This window comes from Vibrio sp. SG41-7, assembly GCF_014164465.1.
Lineage (GTDB): Bacteria > Pseudomonadota > Gammaproteobacteria > Enterobacterales > Vibrionaceae > Vibrio > Vibrio splendidus.
The window spans coordinates 108,412-126,753 of sequence record NZ_JACJFF010000001.1 but is presented as its reverse complement, the minus strand read 5'-3'; the positions used below and the strand labels follow the sequence as shown (position 1 = coordinate 126,753).

Genomic DNA, 18,342 nt, shown 5'->3' with positions numbered 1-18,342 from the left:
GACATCGTTCTCAAAAAAAACCGTTAAAAAACACCGTCAAAATCGATTTTAACGAGTTTAAGACTTCCTAAAGGAGCTCCCTTTGCGCCCATTCTTATACATGGTTTTATTCGTTCTCGCTTTTTCAGCTAGGCAAGCGGTCGCCGAGCCCCTTTATTGGCAAGCAAAAAAGGATGAACTGACACTCACTATCTTAGGTTCCGTGCACGTTGGGGACGAGAGTATGTACCCACTTCCTTCAGCGATCACCGACGCGTTAAAAAACAGTGATGGGTTAGTTATCGAAACTGATATCAGAAAGTCTGATGGCGTTGTATATCCCCACAACAAACTCACTACTGCCGATGTGCTCAATGAAGAACAACTGCAATTATTAACCGACATATCAAAATCGTTGGAGATGCCGACGCAACAACTGCTTAGCTCACCGCCTTGGGCGACTTCTCTTTCCATACAAATGCAGCAGCTAAAAAACCTTGGTTATGGCTCCGCCGGCGGCGTTGATGCGACGCTAGCTTACAAAGCGACTATCCAAGATGTTCCGGTTATCAGTTTAGAGCCACTACAATTCCAAATAGACCTGATGACAAAACAAAAGGATGACGGTAAGGAATGGTTAGTCAGTAGCCTTGAGGAATTTGACCAAACTGATCATGTGGTTCATTGCCTAATTGAAAGCTGGAAAGCGGGTGATTTAGCGAAGCTGGAAGCCTTCGCAGAGCTGTCTGAGATGTCGCCTGAACTCGAGAAAGCATTCTTAACTGACCGCAATATCGACTGGGCAAACAAGCTATCCGCCAATGATTGGAAACTCGATTCAAAAGGGAATTATTTGATCGTGGTTGGCGCCTTGCACCTAGTTGGCGAAGGTAACCTTTTGCAGTTGTTAAAAGAGAAAGGTTTTAATGTCACTCAACAATCACAAAGCCAACAGGCTCAGTGTCAATTTGAGGTTAGTGACGACAACTAACTAAATTCGATACTATGACCTTCTCATAATATAACCATTACCTAATAACAGAATCATTACATTTAATAGCACCATAACGGTGCTATTATCTTTCGCTCTTTTTATACACGGTGTTGTTCTCATGAAACCAGTACTCTTCGCTTTACCTTTAGCCCTCGCGATCCTGATGCCCACGGCAGCGTCTGCCAAAGAAACTTGTACCATCGAACAGTTTCAAGCCATCGACATTCAGCCTGATACAAAAGGCGGCGTGCTAGATAAAGAAAGCGGACAGTTTTTGATTACTGAAAAGCCACCCATGCGATGCGCGAATATTACTTTCACGACGTCTACGACACGCAACCGTATCGCAAGCCAAATGAATGGTAATTTTGAAGCAAGCTTTTACGATGGCAAGACAGGTAACTCTCACTCGGTGACCTTTAACGAAGATGAAGTACAGGCAGGTTACATTCGAATTGGTCCAAATAATCCTGTTTGAAGCGTATGTTTGCTTTGTTACCTCAGAGACACCAATAAAAGACATTACATGCGATGTGAAGTAGATAATTTTGGGACTGGCTTATTGGGTCAGTCCTTGTCTCTAAGCAAGGTGTTTAGAACAACAATAAATTCTCTACTCGCTCATTCGTCACTCTAGGGAATGACACATATACCAGAACGCAAAAAAGCCGTAGTCCCCTCTATTACAGAGAGTGCTACGGCTTTATTTTATGTGGCGGTAAAGAGCTTATTTTGAACATCAGGCGAACCCCACTTAGGTTCAAACCCTATTTCCCATACCCTGAAACGACGAAAGCCTGCTCAATGAGCAGGCTTTCTAAATATGGTCGGTGAAGCAGGGATTCGACGCGGCTGGGCTTCCATCGGACTGGCGCACCAGCCCCCACCCTCATGTCCCAAACCAAATAGAAACAAAAAGGGTTAAATGCAAAAAAGGCTTCTCATTTCTGAGAAGCCTTTTTCTTAATGTGGTCGGTGAAGAGGGATTCGAACCCCCGACCCTCTGGTCCCAAACCAGATGCGCTACCAAGCTGCGCTATTCACCGAGATATCTAACTGGCTGATTGCCTGTCGATGAAGCGTATAATACGGATTCTGAATTTATGCGCAAGAGCTTTTTTCACTCTTTTTTACAATATCGAATCGTTCGAACAAAAGACGTACAACCCAACGGCTAATGTGACGAAAAACACACACTCAACAACAAGTATTTAACTTATGAAACAGGATTGATCCAGATCAGTGAATTGATAACGCTACTTAATACACTAAGCCATGTCATATAACTTTGAGGTATACACATGGACTTTTGGCTAGAACTCCTATTTGGTAATGCAGTGGGGCTATCTTCAATGATAGTAATATTCGGGGCTCTGGGTCTCATGATGTTCTATGGAGGCTTCTTCATCTACAAAGTTATGACTGAAAAATCTCCTCACTAGAATCGCTCAGCCTAAGTCATCTACTTTTAAGTATCATTTTCTTTGGGTGGATGTAAAAACGCTTTGCACCGGAGCAGACTTATTGTCTTCTCCGGTTTTTTCATTTTTAAACCCGGCCTCAACTTAGGTATACTTACCCTATCCTTCTCCAACTTGAGATACACACTATGTCTCATGATGACGACTTAGATCTATTCCAAGAAATGATGGGCGATGTTAAACGTATCGACCATGACACCGCCGAACACCAGAAAGTACACCGAGTCACAGAATCTCACCTTGCTAAGCGTGAAGCCGCTATGTGGCTGTCTGACGACGAGAAAGACTACTTATCATTAGACTACTCACCAATGATCAAGCCAGACGACGTCATTGCTTACAAGAAAGATGGTGTACAAGAAGGCGTATACAAAAAGCTGCGCTTAGGCAAATACCCTATTCAGGCCAAACTCGACCTTCATAGGAAAACACTGAAAGACGCTCGTAACGAAGTACTCTCATTTTTACGCCAGTGTTTAAGAATGGATGTTCGCACCGTTATCATTGTTCACGGTAAAGGTGAGCGCTCGAACCCACCAGCAATGATGAAAAGCTACGTGGCGAATTGGCTCACGCAAATTAACGACGTTCAATGTGTTCACTCTGCTCAGCAATTTCATGGTGGTACTGGCGCCGTCTACGTTATGCTCAGAAAGAGTAATGAGAAAAAGCTAGAGAACAGAGAGCGCCATCAAAAACGCACCAGTTAACTGGTTGAAACAGATAAGTACACTGATAGCGAGTTGCATCAAGATCGATATTTCGTGCCTAGACTCACACCAAGTGCTAAAATTGTCCTCAGTTAACGAATCCCAACTCAAAGCAACTATCCAAAGGTTGCTTTTTGTTTATCTATATTTCCGTTGTGAAACGCTAAGAGAATATCATGTCACAAGAATCCCAAGCTAAACGCCTTAATAAATACATCAGTGAAACTGGTTTTTGCTCACGCCGCGAAGCCGACAAACTCATTGATGCAGGCCGAGTTACTATTAACGGTAAGATCCCTGAAATGGGTACTAAAGTCTTGCCCGGTGATGATGTTGAGATCGACAATAAGCCTGTTCGCTCAAAAGAGAAGCCGATCTACATTGCTCTTAATAAACCAACAGGCATCACCTGTACTACTGAACGTGATATTCCTGGCAACATCGTCGACTTTATTGGCCACCACAAACGTATTTTCCCTATTGGTCGTCTAGATAAACCTTCTGATGGTCTTATCTTCTTGACCAACGATGGCGACATCGTAAACAAAATCCTACGTGCAGGTAACAACCACGAGAAAGAATACGTGGTGCGTGTAGATAAGCCGATTACGACTGAGTTCTTGAAGCAAATGGGCGCTGGCGTTCATATTCTCGATACTGTTACCTTGCCATGTAAGGTCGAGAAAGAAACCAAATTTTCATTCCGAATTACGCTAACTCAAGGCCTTAACCGCCAGATCCGTCGTATGTGTGAAGCGTTAGGCTATGAAGTATTCAAACTACGTCGTGTTCGTATTATGAATATCTCACTTGATGGCATTCCAAACGGAAAGTGGCGCTACCTGAGTGAAGAAGAAATCGCAGAGATATTAGCGATGTGCGAAGGTTCAGTGAGCACTGAAGATGCGTCAAAAATGAACGCGAAAGGTCAACGTATTCGTAAAGCGACTGATGCGAAACTTTTTGATAGCCGTGAAGAAAACCAAACTTCCACAGCGCGCCGTAATCAAAACGAGAACCGCACTCGCACCTATCGCGGTAATAATGCAGATGAATTCCGTCATGCGCCTAACTCGAAACGTGGCCGTAACTCATCGAATGGTGAAAGCGGTGGCAATACCGAGAACTGGAAATCGAACTCTCGTTCAGAGCGTTCTAATTCAGATAGAAACAGTTCTGATCGCACCCGCACAGATCGCAACAATAACGATCGTCGAAGCGGTAAGCCTGCACCGAAGCGTGTTGGTGGTACTTTAGGTCTGAAGAAGTAGTCATAATTCGTCCTCAATGTACAAGCACATTTCAGGATAGACACTCAATATAAAAGCGCCCGCTAGGTTAATCTAGCGGGCGTTTTTGTTTGTCATTCGGTAGTTGTATCATCATGACTACGACAATCTATAAACATAGATCAGCAAACTGACCGCGAGTCAGTAGCGCTAAGTCTTTCGGGTCGAGTTCAATTTCTAGCCCGCGCTTCCCTGCACTCACGCATATCGTTTCAAAATCTGTCGCGCTGGAATGAACAAAGGTAGGCAAGGCTTTTTTCTGACCAAGAGGGCTGATTCCACCCACCACATAACCCGTGGTTTTCTGAGCAATATCAGGGTTCGCCATCTCTGCTTTTTTGCCTTTTGCCGCTTTTGCCGCAAGCTTCAGGTTTAGCTTCTGATCAACGGGAATAACGGCCACAGCTAAATCTTTAGCGACGCCATTCAAACAGAACAAAAGCGTTTTAAATACACGTTTGGGATCTTGACCAAGCGCTTCGACAGCCTCTAATCCATAATTCGTGTTATTCGCATCGTGGTGATATTGATGCACGCTATGAGCGATTTTCTTTTTCTTAGCGAGATTGATTGCAGGGGTCATAACAAATCCAAACGATAAATAAACAAAAAGCGACGCCGAGGCGTCGCTTTAGTTAAATTTATCATGGTGCTAGAGTCAATCTAATTTAGCACCTATTAACTCTAGCAACTGGGTTTAATTACTTGTAAACCATTTGACCAGAAGGTGCGTACTTGTTCACGTCAACTGGGCTGTTCGCTTCTAGGTACTCTTTCAGTACTTCAGCATCAACAAAACCTGTGTTCACGTAACCAGGGTGATCTGACAGTTTAGGGTAACCGTCGCCACCAGCCGCGTTGAAGCTTGGCACTGTGAAACGGTATGTTTCGTCTAAACGAAGCTGTTTGCCACCGATGAAGACATTCGATACTTCACCGTTTGCTACTGTCATTGAAATGCCAGCGAACTGCGCGTAAGCACCAGAATCGATTGGTTTCGTCGCCACAACGTTTAGGTAATCTAGAACTTCTTTACCTGTCATGTCTGTGTAAGTCAGGATGTTTGCAAAAGGTTGTACCTTCAGTACATCTTTGTAAGTGACATTGCCCGCTTCAATTGAGTCACGAACGCCACCAGAGTTCATCACAGCGAAGTCTGCTTGTGCACGCTCCATGTGAGAAGTCGCAATCAAACGACCTAGGTTAGTTTGTTGGAAACGCACCACGTTACGATCGCCTTCAAGCTTGCCATTTGTCTCAGCAATTTGAACTTCTAGCTGTGCTTGACCTTGCTCTTGGAAAGGACGTAGGAATTCAAGCAACTCTGGATCTTGTGCGATCTCATCTTGAATAAGAACACGTTGCTTCTTACCGTCAATCTTAACTTTCTTCTTAAGGTTAACTGGAACCAGATCGTAGCTCACCATCTCTAGCTCACCGTTACGGAATTCGTAATCAGCACGACCTACGTACTTGCCCCACTCGTGAGCTTGAACGATGTAAGTACCATTCTGTACGTCTGGTTTACATTCATCACCCGGCTTGAAGTTTTTCTTCGCAACGTTAGGGCCTTCCATACATACAGGCTCTTGAGAGTGACCACCAACGATCATGTCTAGGTCGCCTTCGTTTAGGTAACGAGCAAGTGCTACATCACCCGGTGCGTTAACACCACGTTGGCCGTTTTCGTAGTGACCCATGTGAGTCACAGCGAAGATTAAGTCTGGCTTCTCTGTTTCTTTAAGTTCAGCGATCAGCTTCTTCGCTTCTTCTTTAGGGTCGCGGAAGTCAATGCTCGCGATAAACTCAGGGTTACCGATTTTTGCCGTGTCTTCAGTGGTTAGACCGATAACCGCAATCTTGATACCTTGCTTTTCAAACATCTCGTAAGCTTGGAACTTGCGTTCGCCTGTTGCTTTGTCGTAGATGTTTGCAGATAGCATTGGGAAGTTAGCCCAGTCGATCTGCTTTTGTAGTACGTCTAAAGAGTTATCAAACTCGTGGTTACCCAATGCCATTGCATCGTAACCAATTTTATTCATACCTTTGAAATCAGGTTCTGCATCCTGAAGATCTGACTCTGGCACACCCGTGTTGATGTCACCACCAGATAGAAGCAACACGCTACCGCCTTCTGCTTCAACTTCAGCACGAAGTTGATCAACAAGCGTTTTACGCGCAGACATGCCGTATTCACCGTATTTGTTCTGCCAAAAACGACCATGGTTGTCGTTAGTGTGTAGAACCGTAAGCTTGTAAGTTTCGTCTTGGTTCCAATCTTGAGTTGATTGAGACGCACACCCAGCTAGAGTAGCTAGGATTGCAGCACTTAGTGCTGTCTTTAGAATAAGGCGTTGCTTCATTGTCATACCTTTGAACTTTTTAGGGGAATCCACTGCTTTTTATAATCTATTGCGACCCCTTTCCTGGAGTTCGAACAATAAGACTTCAACATGACTAATCTTAAATTAACATTCTAGATGTAACACGACGATTTCATATTTATGTCGAATTGGTCACGCATAGATCGGCAGTTAAGTGTAACAAAATTATGAGATTACACTCAAACTTCCCCTGCATCACAGGCAATCGTTTACTTATAAAGTGTGATGAACATCAGTAATTTACTATAAACAGGACAGACCTCACACACCCATACCACTTTCTTAGGGAATCAAAGGTTCTGTTAACAAAGATTTAATCATCTGCCATTGATTAGTACTTTGAAAAACAGGTTAGCTAACGACTACACAGCTTAGTCATCGAAAAATAGCTTAGTCATCGTCAAAATAGGCCGAGGCTTCAGTGAACTGAACGGATGTCCCGTTAAAAAAAACGCCCGACTCTAAGAGTTGGGCGTTTATCTTATGCAGTTAAATAACCACTTAAACTCGTTAACATTAGCGATTTAATGCTCGTTATTTAGCATCAGCCAAAGCTATTTGATATCGATGTGGTCGAAGCCTTTGATAAGGTCATCAAGTGCTTTCATCTGCTTCAAGAACGGCTCTAGTTTATCTAGAGGTAGCGCCGATGGGCCATCACAGCGTGCTTGATCTGGGTTAGGGTGAGCCTCAAGAAACAGACCAGCAATACCCGTCGCAATGCCAGCTTTAGCTAGTTCAACCGTTTGCTCACGACGACCACCAGAGGCAGCACCTGATGGATCACGCATTTGAAGCGCGTGAGTCACATCAAAGATGATTGGGCTACCGTTTGATGATTTTTTCATTACACCGAAACCAAGCATATCAACAACTAAGTTGTCATAACCCATGCAAGAACCACGTTCACAAAGAATGATATTGTCGTTGCCACACTCAGCAAACTTATCAACGATATTACCCACTTGATCTGGGCTCATGAACTGAGGCTTCTTCACGTTGATTACAGCACCGGTCTTAGCCATCGCTTCAACAAGGTCAGTTTGACGAGCAAGAAACGCTGGAAGCTGGATTACATCAACCACATCAGCAACAGGCTGAGCTTGTGCTTCTGTGTGGATATCAGTAATGATCTTCACGCCAAAAGTATCTTTCAGTTCTTGGAAGATTTTAAGACCTTCTTCCATACCTGGACCACGGTATGAGTGAACTGAGCTGCGGTTTGCTTTATCGAAAGACGCCTTAAATACGTAAGGGATGCCCAACTTCTCTGTGACTTTCACGTAGTGCTCACAGATCTGCATAGCTAGATCGCGAGATTCAAGAACGTTCATGCCTGCAAATAGCGTAAATGGCTTGTCGTTAGCAATTGGCATGTCACCAATGTGAACTGTTTTCTGTTCCATCATATTCTCTCTAAATAATTATTAATTAGTGAACAACCACTGTCTTTTCGTTCATGACGTTCACTTGAGATTTTAGCAACTCAGATGCAGGGTCATCTGGGCATTGGTCGATAAAGTATTGATAATCCGTTGCTGCAACTTGATGACAGTCTAGCTGCTGATAAATAAAGCCACGGTCACGGATTTCGTACGGATCATCCGGCACAAACGTTAACGCAAGATCGGTACACTTCAATGCAAGCGTATAACGCTCTTCTCGCAGTAATGCACTCTTAAGCAACGCTAGCCACTTACCAATAATCGTTGGGTGGTCGGCAACCTCTAAGTGCTCCGCTTTCACCTTAGCGAGTGGGCCATCATGTCCGATTAACCAAGCTCGTAAAGTTTGCACGCCAACATACTCACCGTTGTAAGGATTAATATAGACGGCTGCTTGCCCGTACCAACTCACTTTAAGCAGAAACTGAGTCGGAAAAGAGACACCCTCTACAGGGAAGCCTAGCTTGCGACCAAGAAAAAGGAAGATTGCCCCAAGACTGACAGGGATACCTTTCTTTCTCTCGAGCACTTTATCGATAAACGCGTTTTCCGATGAGAAGTAAGCGTCTTTATCGCCTGCGAAGCCCCACTCATAAAAGAATAGTCGAATAAAAGATTCAAACTTCTGTTGCTCGTCGGTTTCATTAACCAAAGCAAACTCAGCGTCTTTTAACAATCTCGCCAGTTCTTGCTCAGCCCAGCTGTCTTGAGTTTCTGGGTTAATCGCTTTATTTAAGATCAATGCACCTTCAGCTAACTCTAGCTGGTCAAAGTCTTCATCAAAAAATTCGTACATACGTAACTAACCGAAATAAGGAGATAATTAACCGAAAAATGTTGGTGTCTTCGTCATTGCAATTTTGCCTGCCATCGCTAACCAGCCTAGAGCGCCAAAGAATGAGAAAACTCTCAATAGCTTGTTCTTACCTAACTTAAGCGCAAAGAAGCCCAATGCGATGTAAGCCATTACACAGGTCAGTTTTTCAGTTAACCATGGTGCCGCTGGTGTAAAGGGAATAAAGCCAGTGATAAAAATCAAACCAATACCCGATAGCAGCAGCAACGAGTCATTGATATGAGGGAAACGCTGCAAGAAAGGATGCTTAAGCTTTGGTGAGTTAACCATCATCAGAGCGAAACGAATCGAAAGAAGTAGCGCGCTTATAGCAATCGTTAGTAGGTGAAAATGTTTTAAACCTTCGTACATGGTATTCCTTTATATTTTTTATATGTGCTTTCGTTAACACGAGCCAAACAATACCCGTTAATGCCCTGTATTTCTGCGTTAATTCTCTGTATTTCCGCGTTAAGTGCATTATCGAGTTAAGTGTATTGTCGAGGTTAAAGGTATCAATTTAGCAAGTTCATCATCTGTTGCTCACTAGATGATGAACAGCAGCCTATGAACAGTAACGACCCAATGTCACTCGGTCATTACCACCGTAATCTTTTTCTGTAACCACATCCAAGTAGCCCAGTTGTTGCATTATCTCACGTACCGCCAAGCCTTGGTCATAGCCGTGTTCAAATGCTAGCCAGCCTTCGTTTTCTAAAAAACCGCGTGCGTTTTCAGAGATGTATCGAATATCAGCTAAACCTTTCTCTTCAGCAACTAACGCTGTGATCGGTTCAAAACGCACATCACCTTGAGATAAATGAGGGTCATTCTTCTCAATGTAAGGTGGGTTCGAGACAATCAACGAGAACTTCGCAGCTTCTTCTTCAGAATTCACCGAGTTCAAAGGCTCAAACCAACTGCCGTGTAAAAAGGTGGCGTTGGTGATGTTCAAGCGTTGTGCATTTTCTGTAGCAAGTTGCTGCGCTTCAGGGCGAAGATCAATACCCGTCACTGGTCGATTCGGCATCTCAGACGCCAATGCTAACGCGATAGCACCTGTGCCCGTGCCTAAATCTAGAATCGCACCTTGTTTTCCGTAGGTTTTATCCAAAGCGACTTCAACCAAACGCTCGGTATCCGGGCGCGGGATTAAAGTAGAAGGAGAAACTTTTAATGGCAGCGACCAAAACTCACGTTCACCAACAATATAAGCCACAGGCTCACCGGTTAAGCGACGTTTTAGAAGGGTATGGAATTCGGATTCTTGTTCTGAAGTGAGATGCTTCTCAGGCCAAGTCAGTAGGTAAGATCTAGGTTTATCTAGGGCGTGACAAAGCAGTACCGCAGCATCAATCGAGGGCGATGTGTTATCGCCCTCTTGAAGCTGTACGATTGCTGACTTTAAAGCACTTTCAACCGTATATGCTGACTGCATAGTAATTAATTGTGCTCAGCAAGTGCTGCTAGTTGATCGGCTTGGTGCTCTTGTAGAACAGGATCAAGCAGGCTTTGCATATCACCTTCCAGAACTTCGTTCAGGCGGTAGATAGTTAAGTTGATGCGGTGATCAGAAACACGACCTTGAGGGTAGTTGTACGTACGAATACGGTCACTACGGTCACCAGAACCTAATAGATTACGACGTGTATCTGAAATCGCAGCAGCACGACGCTCTTCTTCAGCTTGAACGATACGAGCCGCAAGAACAGCCATCGCTTTCGCTTTGTTTTTATGCTGAGAACGCTCGTCTTGACACTCGACTACGGTACCGGTTGGCAAGTGAGTAATACGGATTGCTGAATCCGTGGTGTTAACGTGCTGACCACCCGCGCCAGATGCACGGAAAGTATCAATTTTAAGATCGCCAGCTTTAATTTCTGGTAGATCAGCTTCTGGGATCTCAGGCATAACCGCAACAGTACATGCTGATGTATGAACACGACCTTGAGACTCAGTCTCAGGTACACGTTGTACACGGTGACCGCCAGACTCGAACTTCATTGTGCCGTAAACAGCGTCGCCACTGATTTTAGCGATCATCTCTTTAAAGCCGCCCTGCTCTGAAACATTGCTGCTCATCACCTCAATGCGCCAACCTTTTTTCTCGGCAAATCTAGAGTACATGCGGAAAAGGTTACCTGCAAAAATACCCGCTTCATCACCACCAGCACCGGCACGAATCTCTAAGAAACAGTTACGCTCATCGTTTGGATCTTTTGGAATCAGAAGAATTTGCAGCTCATCAGTTAGACGTTCAATGTTCGCTTTCGCATCTTTGATCTCTTCTTGAGCCATTTCGCGCATTTCTGCGTCGTCTTCATTTGCCATCTCTTCAGCAGCTTCTAAATCTTCTTGAGCTTGCTGGTATGATTTGAAGCACCCCGTCACCTCTTCTAATTGAGAATACTCTTTTGACAAGGCACGGAATTTGTCTTGATTCCCAAGTACACCGGGATCACCAAGTAGATGTTGAACTTCTTCATAGCGTTCAACAAGTGTTTCAAGCTTTATTAGAATCGAGGCTTTCATAATGTCTTATTCTGTTGGAGGTCGAATATTATTGAGGGTTTTCTAAGCCCAAACTCTGTCTAATGACCATTAATTTTGCAGGTTCTCCTTGCTCAGCTGCACTTTGAAGTGCACGCGTTGGAGCATGGATCAATTTGTTTGTGAGCTTATTACTTAGCTCAAGTAAGACTTTCTCAGGGTCACCGCCAGCGGCAAGTGATTGTAAACTCTTACTTAATAAATCTTCTCGGATTTCATTGGCCGATTTACGGTAATCACGAATACTGTCTACCGCTTGCAGTGAACGCATCCAACTCATAAACGCGGCGCTTTCTTCACTAACTATTGCTTCAGCTTGAATCGCTTCTACTTTTCGTTGTTCAATATTGCCATCAACGATCGACTGCAAATCGTCAACGGAATATAGGTAAGCATCATTCAGATCGCCGACCTGAGATTCCACATCACGAGGAACGGCAATATCAACCAACAACATAGGTTGATGTTTTCTTGTCTTAAGTGCGGTCTCTACCATGCCCTTACCAATAATAGGCAGCGGGCTTGCAGTTGAGCTGATCACGATATCCGCTCTATGCAAATGGTCAGGAATCTCATTCAGGCTGATCACTTCAGCACCAAACTCTTCAGCTAGCCCTAAAGCACGCTCACGAGTTCGGTTAGCCACTATCATCTTAGTGCAGCCATTCGCAGAAAGGTGTTTAGCCACCAATTCAATCGTCTCACCCGCACCAACCAATAACACGGTTGAATCGGCAATCGACTCAAAGATGTGTTTAGCTAACGTACAGGCTGCGTAAGCAACAGACACCGCGCTTCCGCCAATTTCAGTTTCAGTTCGAACACGCTTGGCGACAGAAAATGATTTCTGGAACAGTTTTTCCATTGAAGCATCAACAGATTTGTTCTCTCGCGAGTCCGTATAAGCTTGCTTCACCTGACCTAAGATCTGCGGCTCACCCAATACCAAGGAGTCCAAACCACAAGCTACGCGCATTAAATGTTTAATCGCAGCCTGCTCTTCATGGATATAAATGCTGGGTTTTAGCTCTTCAGGGCTAACTTGATGGAAAACTGACAACCAATCGATGAGCTTGTTTTTTGCCACGCCTTTGACGTCACAATACACTTCAGTTCGATTACAGGTAGAAAGTATGACACTTCCATTTACGTGTGCATTTGCGTTAAGTTGCTTGAGTGCCTCAGATAATTTATCTGGACCAAAAGCGACTTTTTCTCGCAATTCAACCGACGCTGTATTGTGATTGATACCTACGGCAAGCAAAGACATGTATCAGAAGTTCTCGATCAGGGAATGGAAACAAGGGGCGAATTTTACTTGATGCATGGCTCTATTTAAAGAGCAAGCGGGATTTGTTTTCCTGACTTCGTGAATTCAATGCTATAGTTGAGACGTTTTTTAGATAAATTTGAACAAGTTGTGAGCAAATATGAGCAAGCTTCGTAAAATCACGTCTCTTATTTTTATAACCATAATTATGGTGGGTTGCTCGTCTATCCCAGAACAACCGACCAGCGTCGAGTGGCAAAGTCACCAAGATCGGCTTTTACAGATAGAAAACTATCAAGCCTCAGGCAAGCTCGCTTACATTTCTCCAGAGCAACGCCAAAGCCTAAATTTCATTTGGAAACATTCCCCAAATCAGAGTCAATTGAGGCTCACTACTTTCCTTGGTCAAACCGCCTTGAACCTCACAATTGACAGTTCGGGTGCCAAGGTAGTCACTTATGATGATCAGGTGTTCACTCACGCAAGTGCATCCGTATTGGTAGAGCAACTTACTGGATTACAGATTCCCATTGACCATCTACCACAATGGTTCCTTGGCATTCCAGATCAAGCCGATAGCTACCAATTGAACACCACCAACACGCTTGAATCTCTCACCAAACAAGTTAGCAACCAATTATGGACACTGAATTTTGATAACTATCGAAATACAGAGGTGCCGAGTAAACTATTATCTGGTGAAGACAACAAGAACTCTAGTGAAGACAACACTAAGGTAGAGACAATTCCCCTCCCTAGTCGATTGTCATTCAAGCAAGACGAGAACAAAATCAACATTGTAGTTTCGAAGTGGACACTGAAAAAATGATAACAACGCCAACGCACTGGCCTTCGCCAGCTAAGCTGAATTTATTTCTCTATATCACTGGCCGACGCGATAATGGCTATCACGAACTTCAGACCTTATTTCAGTTTGTCGAGTTTGGCGATGAACTGACGGTTAGTGCAAACTCAGAAACTAGCTCGATAACAATCACACCAGAAATTCCTGGGGTAGCACTTGAAGACAACTTGATCTGGAAAGCCGCAACTGCCCTCCAACAATATACATCGACCTCTTTCGGTGCGGATGTTGAACTCAAGAAAGTGTTGCCAATGGGAGGTGGCATTGGTGGGGGCTCTTCAAATGCAGCAACCGTGCTGGTCGCGCTTAATTATTTATGGCAACTCAACCTCTCTGATGATCAACTTGCCGAAATCGGTTTGCAGCTTGGTGCTGACGTTCCGGTCTTCGTTCGAGGCCACGCCGCCTTTGCCGAAGGGGTTGGAGAACAGCTACAGCCCGCTAATCCGGATGAAAAATGGTATCTCGTTGTCAAACCTCAAGTGAGCATAGCAACTGTAGACATATTCACACATTCAGAATTAACTCGAAATACGCCGAAGCGAGCACTAGCAACGCTTCTAGAGCAAGAATACGTAAACGATTGCGAAAAAATTGTGCGAATGCTGTACCCAGAGGTTGATAAGCAACTTTCATGGCTGCTACAATACGCGCCGTCGAGATTGACTGGTACGGGTTCATGCGTTTTTGCTGAATTTAGCAGCAAAAAAGAAGCCGAATCGGTGCTAGAGCAACTGCCTGACACAGTTTCCGCGTTTGTCGCGAGAGGACGAAACATTTCGCCTTTGAAAGAAACTTTGGCTGAATACCAATCAGCCCACCCACAATCTATTTAAAACTGGACGCAACCCGAGGTTTCCACCGTGCCTGATATGAAGCTATTTGCTGGTAACGCAACACCTGAACTAGCCCAACGTATTGCTGATCGTCTATACATCTCTCTTGGCGATGCTACTGTAGACCGTTTTTCTGATGGCGAAGTCGCTGTTCAAATCAATGAAAACGTTCGTGGTAGCGATGTATTCCTGATTCAATCAACTTGTGCACCAACCAATGACAACCTTATGGAATTGGTGGTAATGATTGACGCAATGCGCCGTGCTTCTGCTGGCCGTATTACTGCTGTAATCCCTTACTTCGGTTATGCCCGTCAAGATCGTCGCGTACGTTCTGCTCGTGTGCCTATTACTGCAAAAGTTGTTGCAGATTTCCTTTCTAACGTTGGTGTTGACCGCGTTCTTACTATCGACCTACACGCAGAGCAAATCCAAGGCTTCTTCGATGTACCTGTTGATAACATCTTCGGCACTCCAGTTCTTCTAGAAGACATGGCTAACCGTGGCCTAGAAAACCCAGTAGTGGTTTCTCCAGACCTTGGTGGTGTTGTACGTGCTCGTGCAACCGCTAAAGCGCTAGGTGATGTTGACATCGCTATCGTTGATAAGCGTCGTCCACGTGCTAACGTTTCTGAAGTAATGAACCTGATCGGTGATGTTGAAGGTCGTGACTGTGTTATCGTTGATGACATGATCGATACTGGTGGCACACTGTGTAAAGCAGCTGAAGCGCTTAAAGAGCGCGGTGCTAAGCGTGTATTCGCTTACGCTACTCACGCTGTATTCTCTGGTACTGCTGCAGAAAACATCCGTAACTCAGTTCTAGACCAAGTTATTGTTACAGATTCAATCAAGCTTTCTCCAGAGATGGCTGCGACAGGCAAAGTTACTGAGCTAAGCCTTTCTCGCATGCTTGCTGAAGCAATTCGCCGCATCAGCAACGAAGAATCAATCTCAGCGATGTTTAACTAATCAAAGCTCTATAGCTTTGTTGTAGAAAAGCTTTGTTTTAGAAACTCGTGAGAGACACACATTAAGCACTTCATTGAATGAAGTGCTTTTTTTATGTCTAACCAATAGTAAGCCGCAATTCACCACAGTCAGGAATCATCGTGTTGCTATCAGCTAGCTCGCACCTTTTTCATAAACTGTGATATCATACGGCGCTTTTTGAAATCCCAAGAGAGATCCATACCTTGAGCCAACAAATAAAACTTCTCGTTGGACTGGCTAATCCAGGTCCAGAATACGCCAAAACTCGCCATAATGCGGGTGCTTGGGTAGTTGAAGAATTAGCGCGTGTACATAACGTGACACTAAAGAACGAACCAAAGTTCTTTGGCCTAACGGGTCGTATCATGGTTCATGGTGAAGATCTTCGCTTGCTGATCCCTACGACTTTTATGAACTTGTCAGGCAAAGCTGTTGCTGCCTTAGCAAAGTTCTACCAAATTAAACCAGAAGAGATCATGGTCGCTCACGATGAGTTAGATCTTCCTCCTGGTATTGGAAAGTTTAAAAAAGGTGGTGGTCATGGTGGACATAATGGTCTGAAAGACATCATCAGCAAGCAGGGTAACAATAAAGAATTCTATCGTCTTAGATTAGGCATTGGCCATCCAGGACACAAAGATAAAGTTGCAGGTTATGTATTAGGCAAAGCTCCTGCGAAAGAGCAAGAGTGTATCGAGGCTGTCGTTGACGAATCGGTTCGTAGCCTAGACATCTTATTAAAAGATGGCCTACCAAAAGCACAAAATCGCTTACATACGTTCAAAGCAGAATAAGGTTTATATCATGGGTTTTAAATGTGGCATCGTTGGTCTACCAAACGTTGGTAAGTCAACTCTGTTTAACGCACTGACTAAAGCAGGCATCGAAGCAGCAAACTTTCCATTTTGTACAATCGAACCAAACACAGGTATCGTTCCGGTTCCAGATCTACGCTTAGATGCATTAGCAAAAATTGTTAATCCACAGAAGATCCTTCCAACGACAATGGAATTCGTAGATATCGCAGGCCTAGTTGCTGGCGCATCTAAAGGTGAAGGTCTAGGTAACAAATTCCTAGCTAACATCCGCGAAACTGATGCTATCGGTCACGTTGTACGCTGCTTTGAAAACGAAAACATCGTTCACGTTTCAGGCAAAGTATCTCCAATCGAAGATATCGAAGTGATCAACCTTGAGCTTGCTCTTGCCGATCTAGATAGCTGTGAACGTGCAATCTTCCGTAATGCTAAAAAAGCAAAAGGCGGAGATAAAGACGCTAAATTTGAAACTACAGTTCTTGAAAAGCTTCTACCTATCCTGACTGAAGGTGGTATGGCTCGTACTGTTGAACTTGGCAAAGAAGAAGTAGCAGCAATCGACTACCTTAACTTCCTAACGCTTAAGCCAACAATGTACATTGCAAACGTTGCTGAAGATGGTTTTGAAAACAACCCTTACCTAGACGCCGTTCGCGAATATGCAGAAAAAGAGAACAACGTTGTTGTTGCTGTGTGTGCTGCCATCGAATCTGAACTTTCTGAGCTTGACGATGAAGATCGTGAAGAGTTCCTAGCTGACATGGGCATCGAAGAACCAGGCCTTAACCGAGTGATCCGCTCTGGTTACGAGCTACTGACTCTTCAAACTTACTTTACTGCAGGTGTTAAAGAAGTTCGTGCTTGGACTATTCCTATCGGTGCAACAGCGCCGCAAGCAGCGGGTAAGATCCACACCGACTTCGAGAAAGGTTTCATCCGTGCAGAAGTAGTTGGCTACGAACATTTCATCGAGTTTGGTGGTGAAAGCGGAGCAAAAGATGCAGGTAAATGGCGTCTTGAAGGCAAAGAATACATCGTTAAAGATGGTGACGTAGTTCACTTCCGCTTCAACGTATAATTCTGATTAAACATCTAGAAAAAAGGCCAGTGAATTCACAGGCCTTTTTGTTTTCCCCCTTTAGAAATAGCCCCACATCCAAAACTTAACTTCCTATATATATCGCCTTTTAGACCTGTTTTTTGTCGACAAATACACCTCTTTGCCTAAAAAGAAACCGAACAGATGTTTATTCGCGATTTATTCAAAAAAAAAGTTGACGGGTTTCGCTCAACTCCGCATAATGCGCCCCGTTCACAACGAAGCGGCAACGTCTCGAAATGAGCAACAATTTGGAAATGGCTACTTAGCTCAGTTGGTTAGAGCACATCACTCATAATGATGGGGTCGCAGGTTCGAATCCCGCAGTAGCCACCATTTCCTAAGCACTCTGTTTGTTATTAAACATCTGTCTCTTAACAACAAAGAGTTTTTAGGAAAGTAAAGCGGTCGTGGCGGAATTGGTAGACGCACCAGATTTAGGTTCTGGCGCCGAGAGGTGTGAGAGTTCAAGTCTCTCCGACCGCACCATATTGAGATATCTTAATTGATATCATTGTTGGGCTATCGCCAAGCGGTAAGGCACTGGCTTTTGATGCCAGCATTCCCTGGTTCGAATCCAGGTAGCCCAGCCACAATTTAAAGTGTAATTATCTTTAAAAAGATAATGGCATTGGAAGCGAGATTATATTATATTACTTCGCTCTCAGATGGCTACTTAGCTCAGTTGGTTAGAGCACATCACTCATAATGATGGGGTCGCAGGTTCGAATCCCGCAGTAGCCACCATTCTTTCTTTATGAAAGAAAAAGTACAAACAACGTTATATTGAATTA

17 protein-coding genes, 5 tRNA genes and 1 pseudogene are annotated in these 18,342 nt (G+C 44.1%); 14 read left to right on the top strand and 9 right to left on the bottom strand.

What is annotated here, in order from left to right:
* Positions 1-82: 82 nt before the first annotated feature.
* The gene (locus tag H5300_RS00570) at positions 83-970 is read left to right on the top strand and encodes a TraB/GumN family protein (RefSeq protein ID WP_054542524.1); all 888 of its coding nucleotides are present in this window, start codon (positions 83-85) and stop codon (positions 968-970) included.
* Between the two features lie 121 nt (positions 971-1,091).
* Positions 1,092-1,515, top strand: a pseudogene (locus tag H5300_RS00565) (hypothetical protein).
* A 427-nt stretch (positions 1,516-1,942) separates the two neighbouring features.
* Here the strand turns inward: H5300_RS00565 and H5300_RS00560 are convergent.
* Positions 1,943-2,019: transfer RNA gene (locus tag H5300_RS00560), tRNA-Pro, on the bottom strand.
* A 255-nt stretch (positions 2,020-2,274) separates the two neighbouring features.
* On the opposite strand from H5300_RS00560, the gene H5300_RS00555 reads away from it, so the two are divergent.
* The 3 genes from H5300_RS00555 to rluF all read left to right on the top strand — a co-directional run bounded on the left by H5300_RS00555 (position 2,275) and on the right by rluF (position 4,435).
* Positions 2,275-2,415, top strand: a complete 141-nt coding sequence (locus tag H5300_RS00555) for a DUF3149 domain-containing protein (RefSeq protein ID WP_004736246.1) — start codon at positions 2,275-2,277, stop codon at positions 2,413-2,415.
* Between the two features lie 167 nt (positions 2,416-2,582).
* Positions 2,583-3,164 carry a DNA endonuclease SmrA gene (smrA, locus tag H5300_RS00550; RefSeq protein ID WP_017076135.1) on the top strand — a complete coding sequence of 194 codons (582 nt, stop codon included), beginning with the start codon at positions 2,583-2,585 and terminating at the stop codon, positions 3,162-3,164.
* Between the two features lie 176 nt (positions 3,165-3,340).
* Positions 3,341-4,435 (top strand): 23S rRNA pseudouridine(2604) synthase RluF, encoded by a 1,095-nt coding sequence (rluF, locus tag H5300_RS00545; RefSeq protein ID WP_182795239.1) that lies wholly within the window; start codon positions 3,341-3,343, stop codon positions 4,433-4,435.
* Between the two features lie 127 nt (positions 4,436-4,562).
* On the opposite strand, the gene ybaK is transcribed toward rluF, so the two are convergent.
* The 8 genes from ybaK to hemA all read right to left on the bottom strand — a co-directional run bounded on the left by ybaK (position 4,563) and on the right by hemA (position 12,937).
* Positions 4,563-5,036, bottom strand: coding sequence for a Cys-tRNA(Pro) deacylase (gene ybaK, locus H5300_RS00540; RefSeq protein ID WP_017076861.1), 474 nt, complete (start codon positions 5,034-5,036; stop codon positions 4,563-4,565).
* 118 nt (positions 5,037-5,154) lie between these two features.
* Positions 5,155-6,816 carry a bifunctional UDP-sugar hydrolase/5'-nucleotidase UshA gene (gene ushA / locus H5300_RS00535; protein ID WP_004736242.1) on the bottom strand — a complete coding sequence of 554 codons (1,662 nt, stop codon included), beginning with the start codon at positions 6,814-6,816 and terminating at the stop codon, positions 5,155-5,157.
* A gap of 575 nt (positions 6,817-7,391) precedes the next feature.
* Positions 7,392-8,246, bottom strand: a complete 855-nt coding sequence (gene kdsA / locus H5300_RS00530; RefSeq protein WP_175400146.1) for a 3-deoxy-8-phosphooctulonate synthase — start codon at positions 8,244-8,246, stop codon at positions 7,392-7,394.
* 22 nt (positions 8,247-8,268) lie between these two features.
* Positions 8,269-9,078, bottom strand: a complete 810-nt coding sequence (locus H5300_RS00525; RefSeq protein ID WP_017084479.1) for a SirB1 family protein — start codon at positions 9,076-9,078, stop codon at positions 8,269-8,271.
* A 27-nt stretch (positions 9,079-9,105) separates the two neighbouring features.
* Positions 9,106-9,489, bottom strand: a complete 384-nt coding sequence (locus H5300_RS00520; RefSeq protein ID WP_004736238.1) for a SirB2 family protein — start codon at positions 9,487-9,489, stop codon at positions 9,106-9,108.
* Between the two features lie 193 nt (positions 9,490-9,682).
* Positions 9,683-10,555, bottom strand: coding sequence for a peptide chain release factor N(5)-glutamine methyltransferase (prmC, locus tag H5300_RS00515; RefSeq protein WP_102441635.1), 873 nt, complete (start codon positions 10,553-10,555; stop codon positions 9,683-9,685).
* A gap of 5 nt (positions 10,556-10,560) precedes the next feature.
* Positions 10,561-11,649 carry a peptide chain release factor 1 gene (prfA, locus tag H5300_RS00510; protein WP_076678154.1) on the bottom strand — a complete coding sequence of 363 codons (1,089 nt, stop codon included), beginning with the start codon at positions 11,647-11,649 and terminating at the stop codon, positions 10,561-10,563.
* A gap of 28 nt (positions 11,650-11,677) precedes the next feature.
* Complete coding sequence (gene hemA / locus H5300_RS00505) at positions 11,678-12,937, bottom strand: glutamyl-tRNA reductase (RefSeq protein WP_004736235.1); 1,260 nt, start codon at positions 12,935-12,937, stop codon at positions 11,678-11,680.
* A 160-nt stretch (positions 12,938-13,097) separates the two neighbouring features.
* Here hemA and lolB point away from each other — a divergent pair, with 160 nt between their 5' ends.
* The 9 genes from lolB (at position 13,098) to H5300_RS00460 (ending at position 18,295) form a co-directional block, all read left to right on the top strand.
* Positions 13,098-13,766: a lipoprotein insertase outer membrane protein LolB gene (gene lolB / locus H5300_RS00500; RefSeq protein ID WP_017084478.1), complete on the top strand. Its 669-nt coding sequence runs from the start codon at positions 13,098-13,100 to the stop codon at positions 13,764-13,766.
* Positions 13,763-14,638 (top strand): 4-(cytidine 5'-diphospho)-2-C-methyl-D-erythritol kinase, encoded by an 876-nt coding sequence (ispE, locus tag H5300_RS00495; protein ID WP_182795238.1) that lies wholly within the window; start codon positions 13,763-13,765, stop codon positions 14,636-14,638. The genes lolB and ispE overlap by 4 nt, the downstream gene beginning before the upstream one ends.
* Positions 14,639-14,665: 27 nt before the next feature.
* Positions 14,666-15,610, top strand: a complete 945-nt coding sequence (locus H5300_RS00490; RefSeq protein WP_012603389.1) for a ribose-phosphate pyrophosphokinase — start codon at positions 14,666-14,668, stop codon at positions 15,608-15,610.
* 224 nt (positions 15,611-15,834) lie between these two features.
* Complete coding sequence (pth, locus tag H5300_RS00485) at positions 15,835-16,425, top strand: aminoacyl-tRNA hydrolase (protein ID WP_010439162.1); 591 nt, start codon at positions 15,835-15,837, stop codon at positions 16,423-16,425.
* 10 nt (positions 16,426-16,435) lie between these two features.
* Positions 16,436-17,527 (top strand): redox-regulated ATPase YchF, encoded by a 1,092-nt coding sequence (ychF, locus tag H5300_RS00480; RefSeq protein WP_026012356.1) that lies wholly within the window; start codon positions 16,436-16,438, stop codon positions 17,525-17,527.
* A gap of 280 nt (positions 17,528-17,807) precedes the next feature.
* Positions 17,808-17,884, top strand: a tRNA-Met gene (locus tag H5300_RS00475).
* A gap of 68 nt (positions 17,885-17,952) precedes the next feature.
* Positions 17,953-18,037: transfer RNA gene (locus H5300_RS00470), tRNA-Leu, on the top strand.
* Between the two features lie 29 nt (positions 18,038-18,066).
* A tRNA-Gln gene (locus H5300_RS00465) sits at positions 18,067-18,141 on the top strand.
* A gap of 77 nt (positions 18,142-18,218) precedes the next feature.
* Positions 18,219-18,295, top strand: a tRNA-Met gene (locus H5300_RS00460).
* Positions 18,296-18,342: the final 47 nt, after the last annotated feature.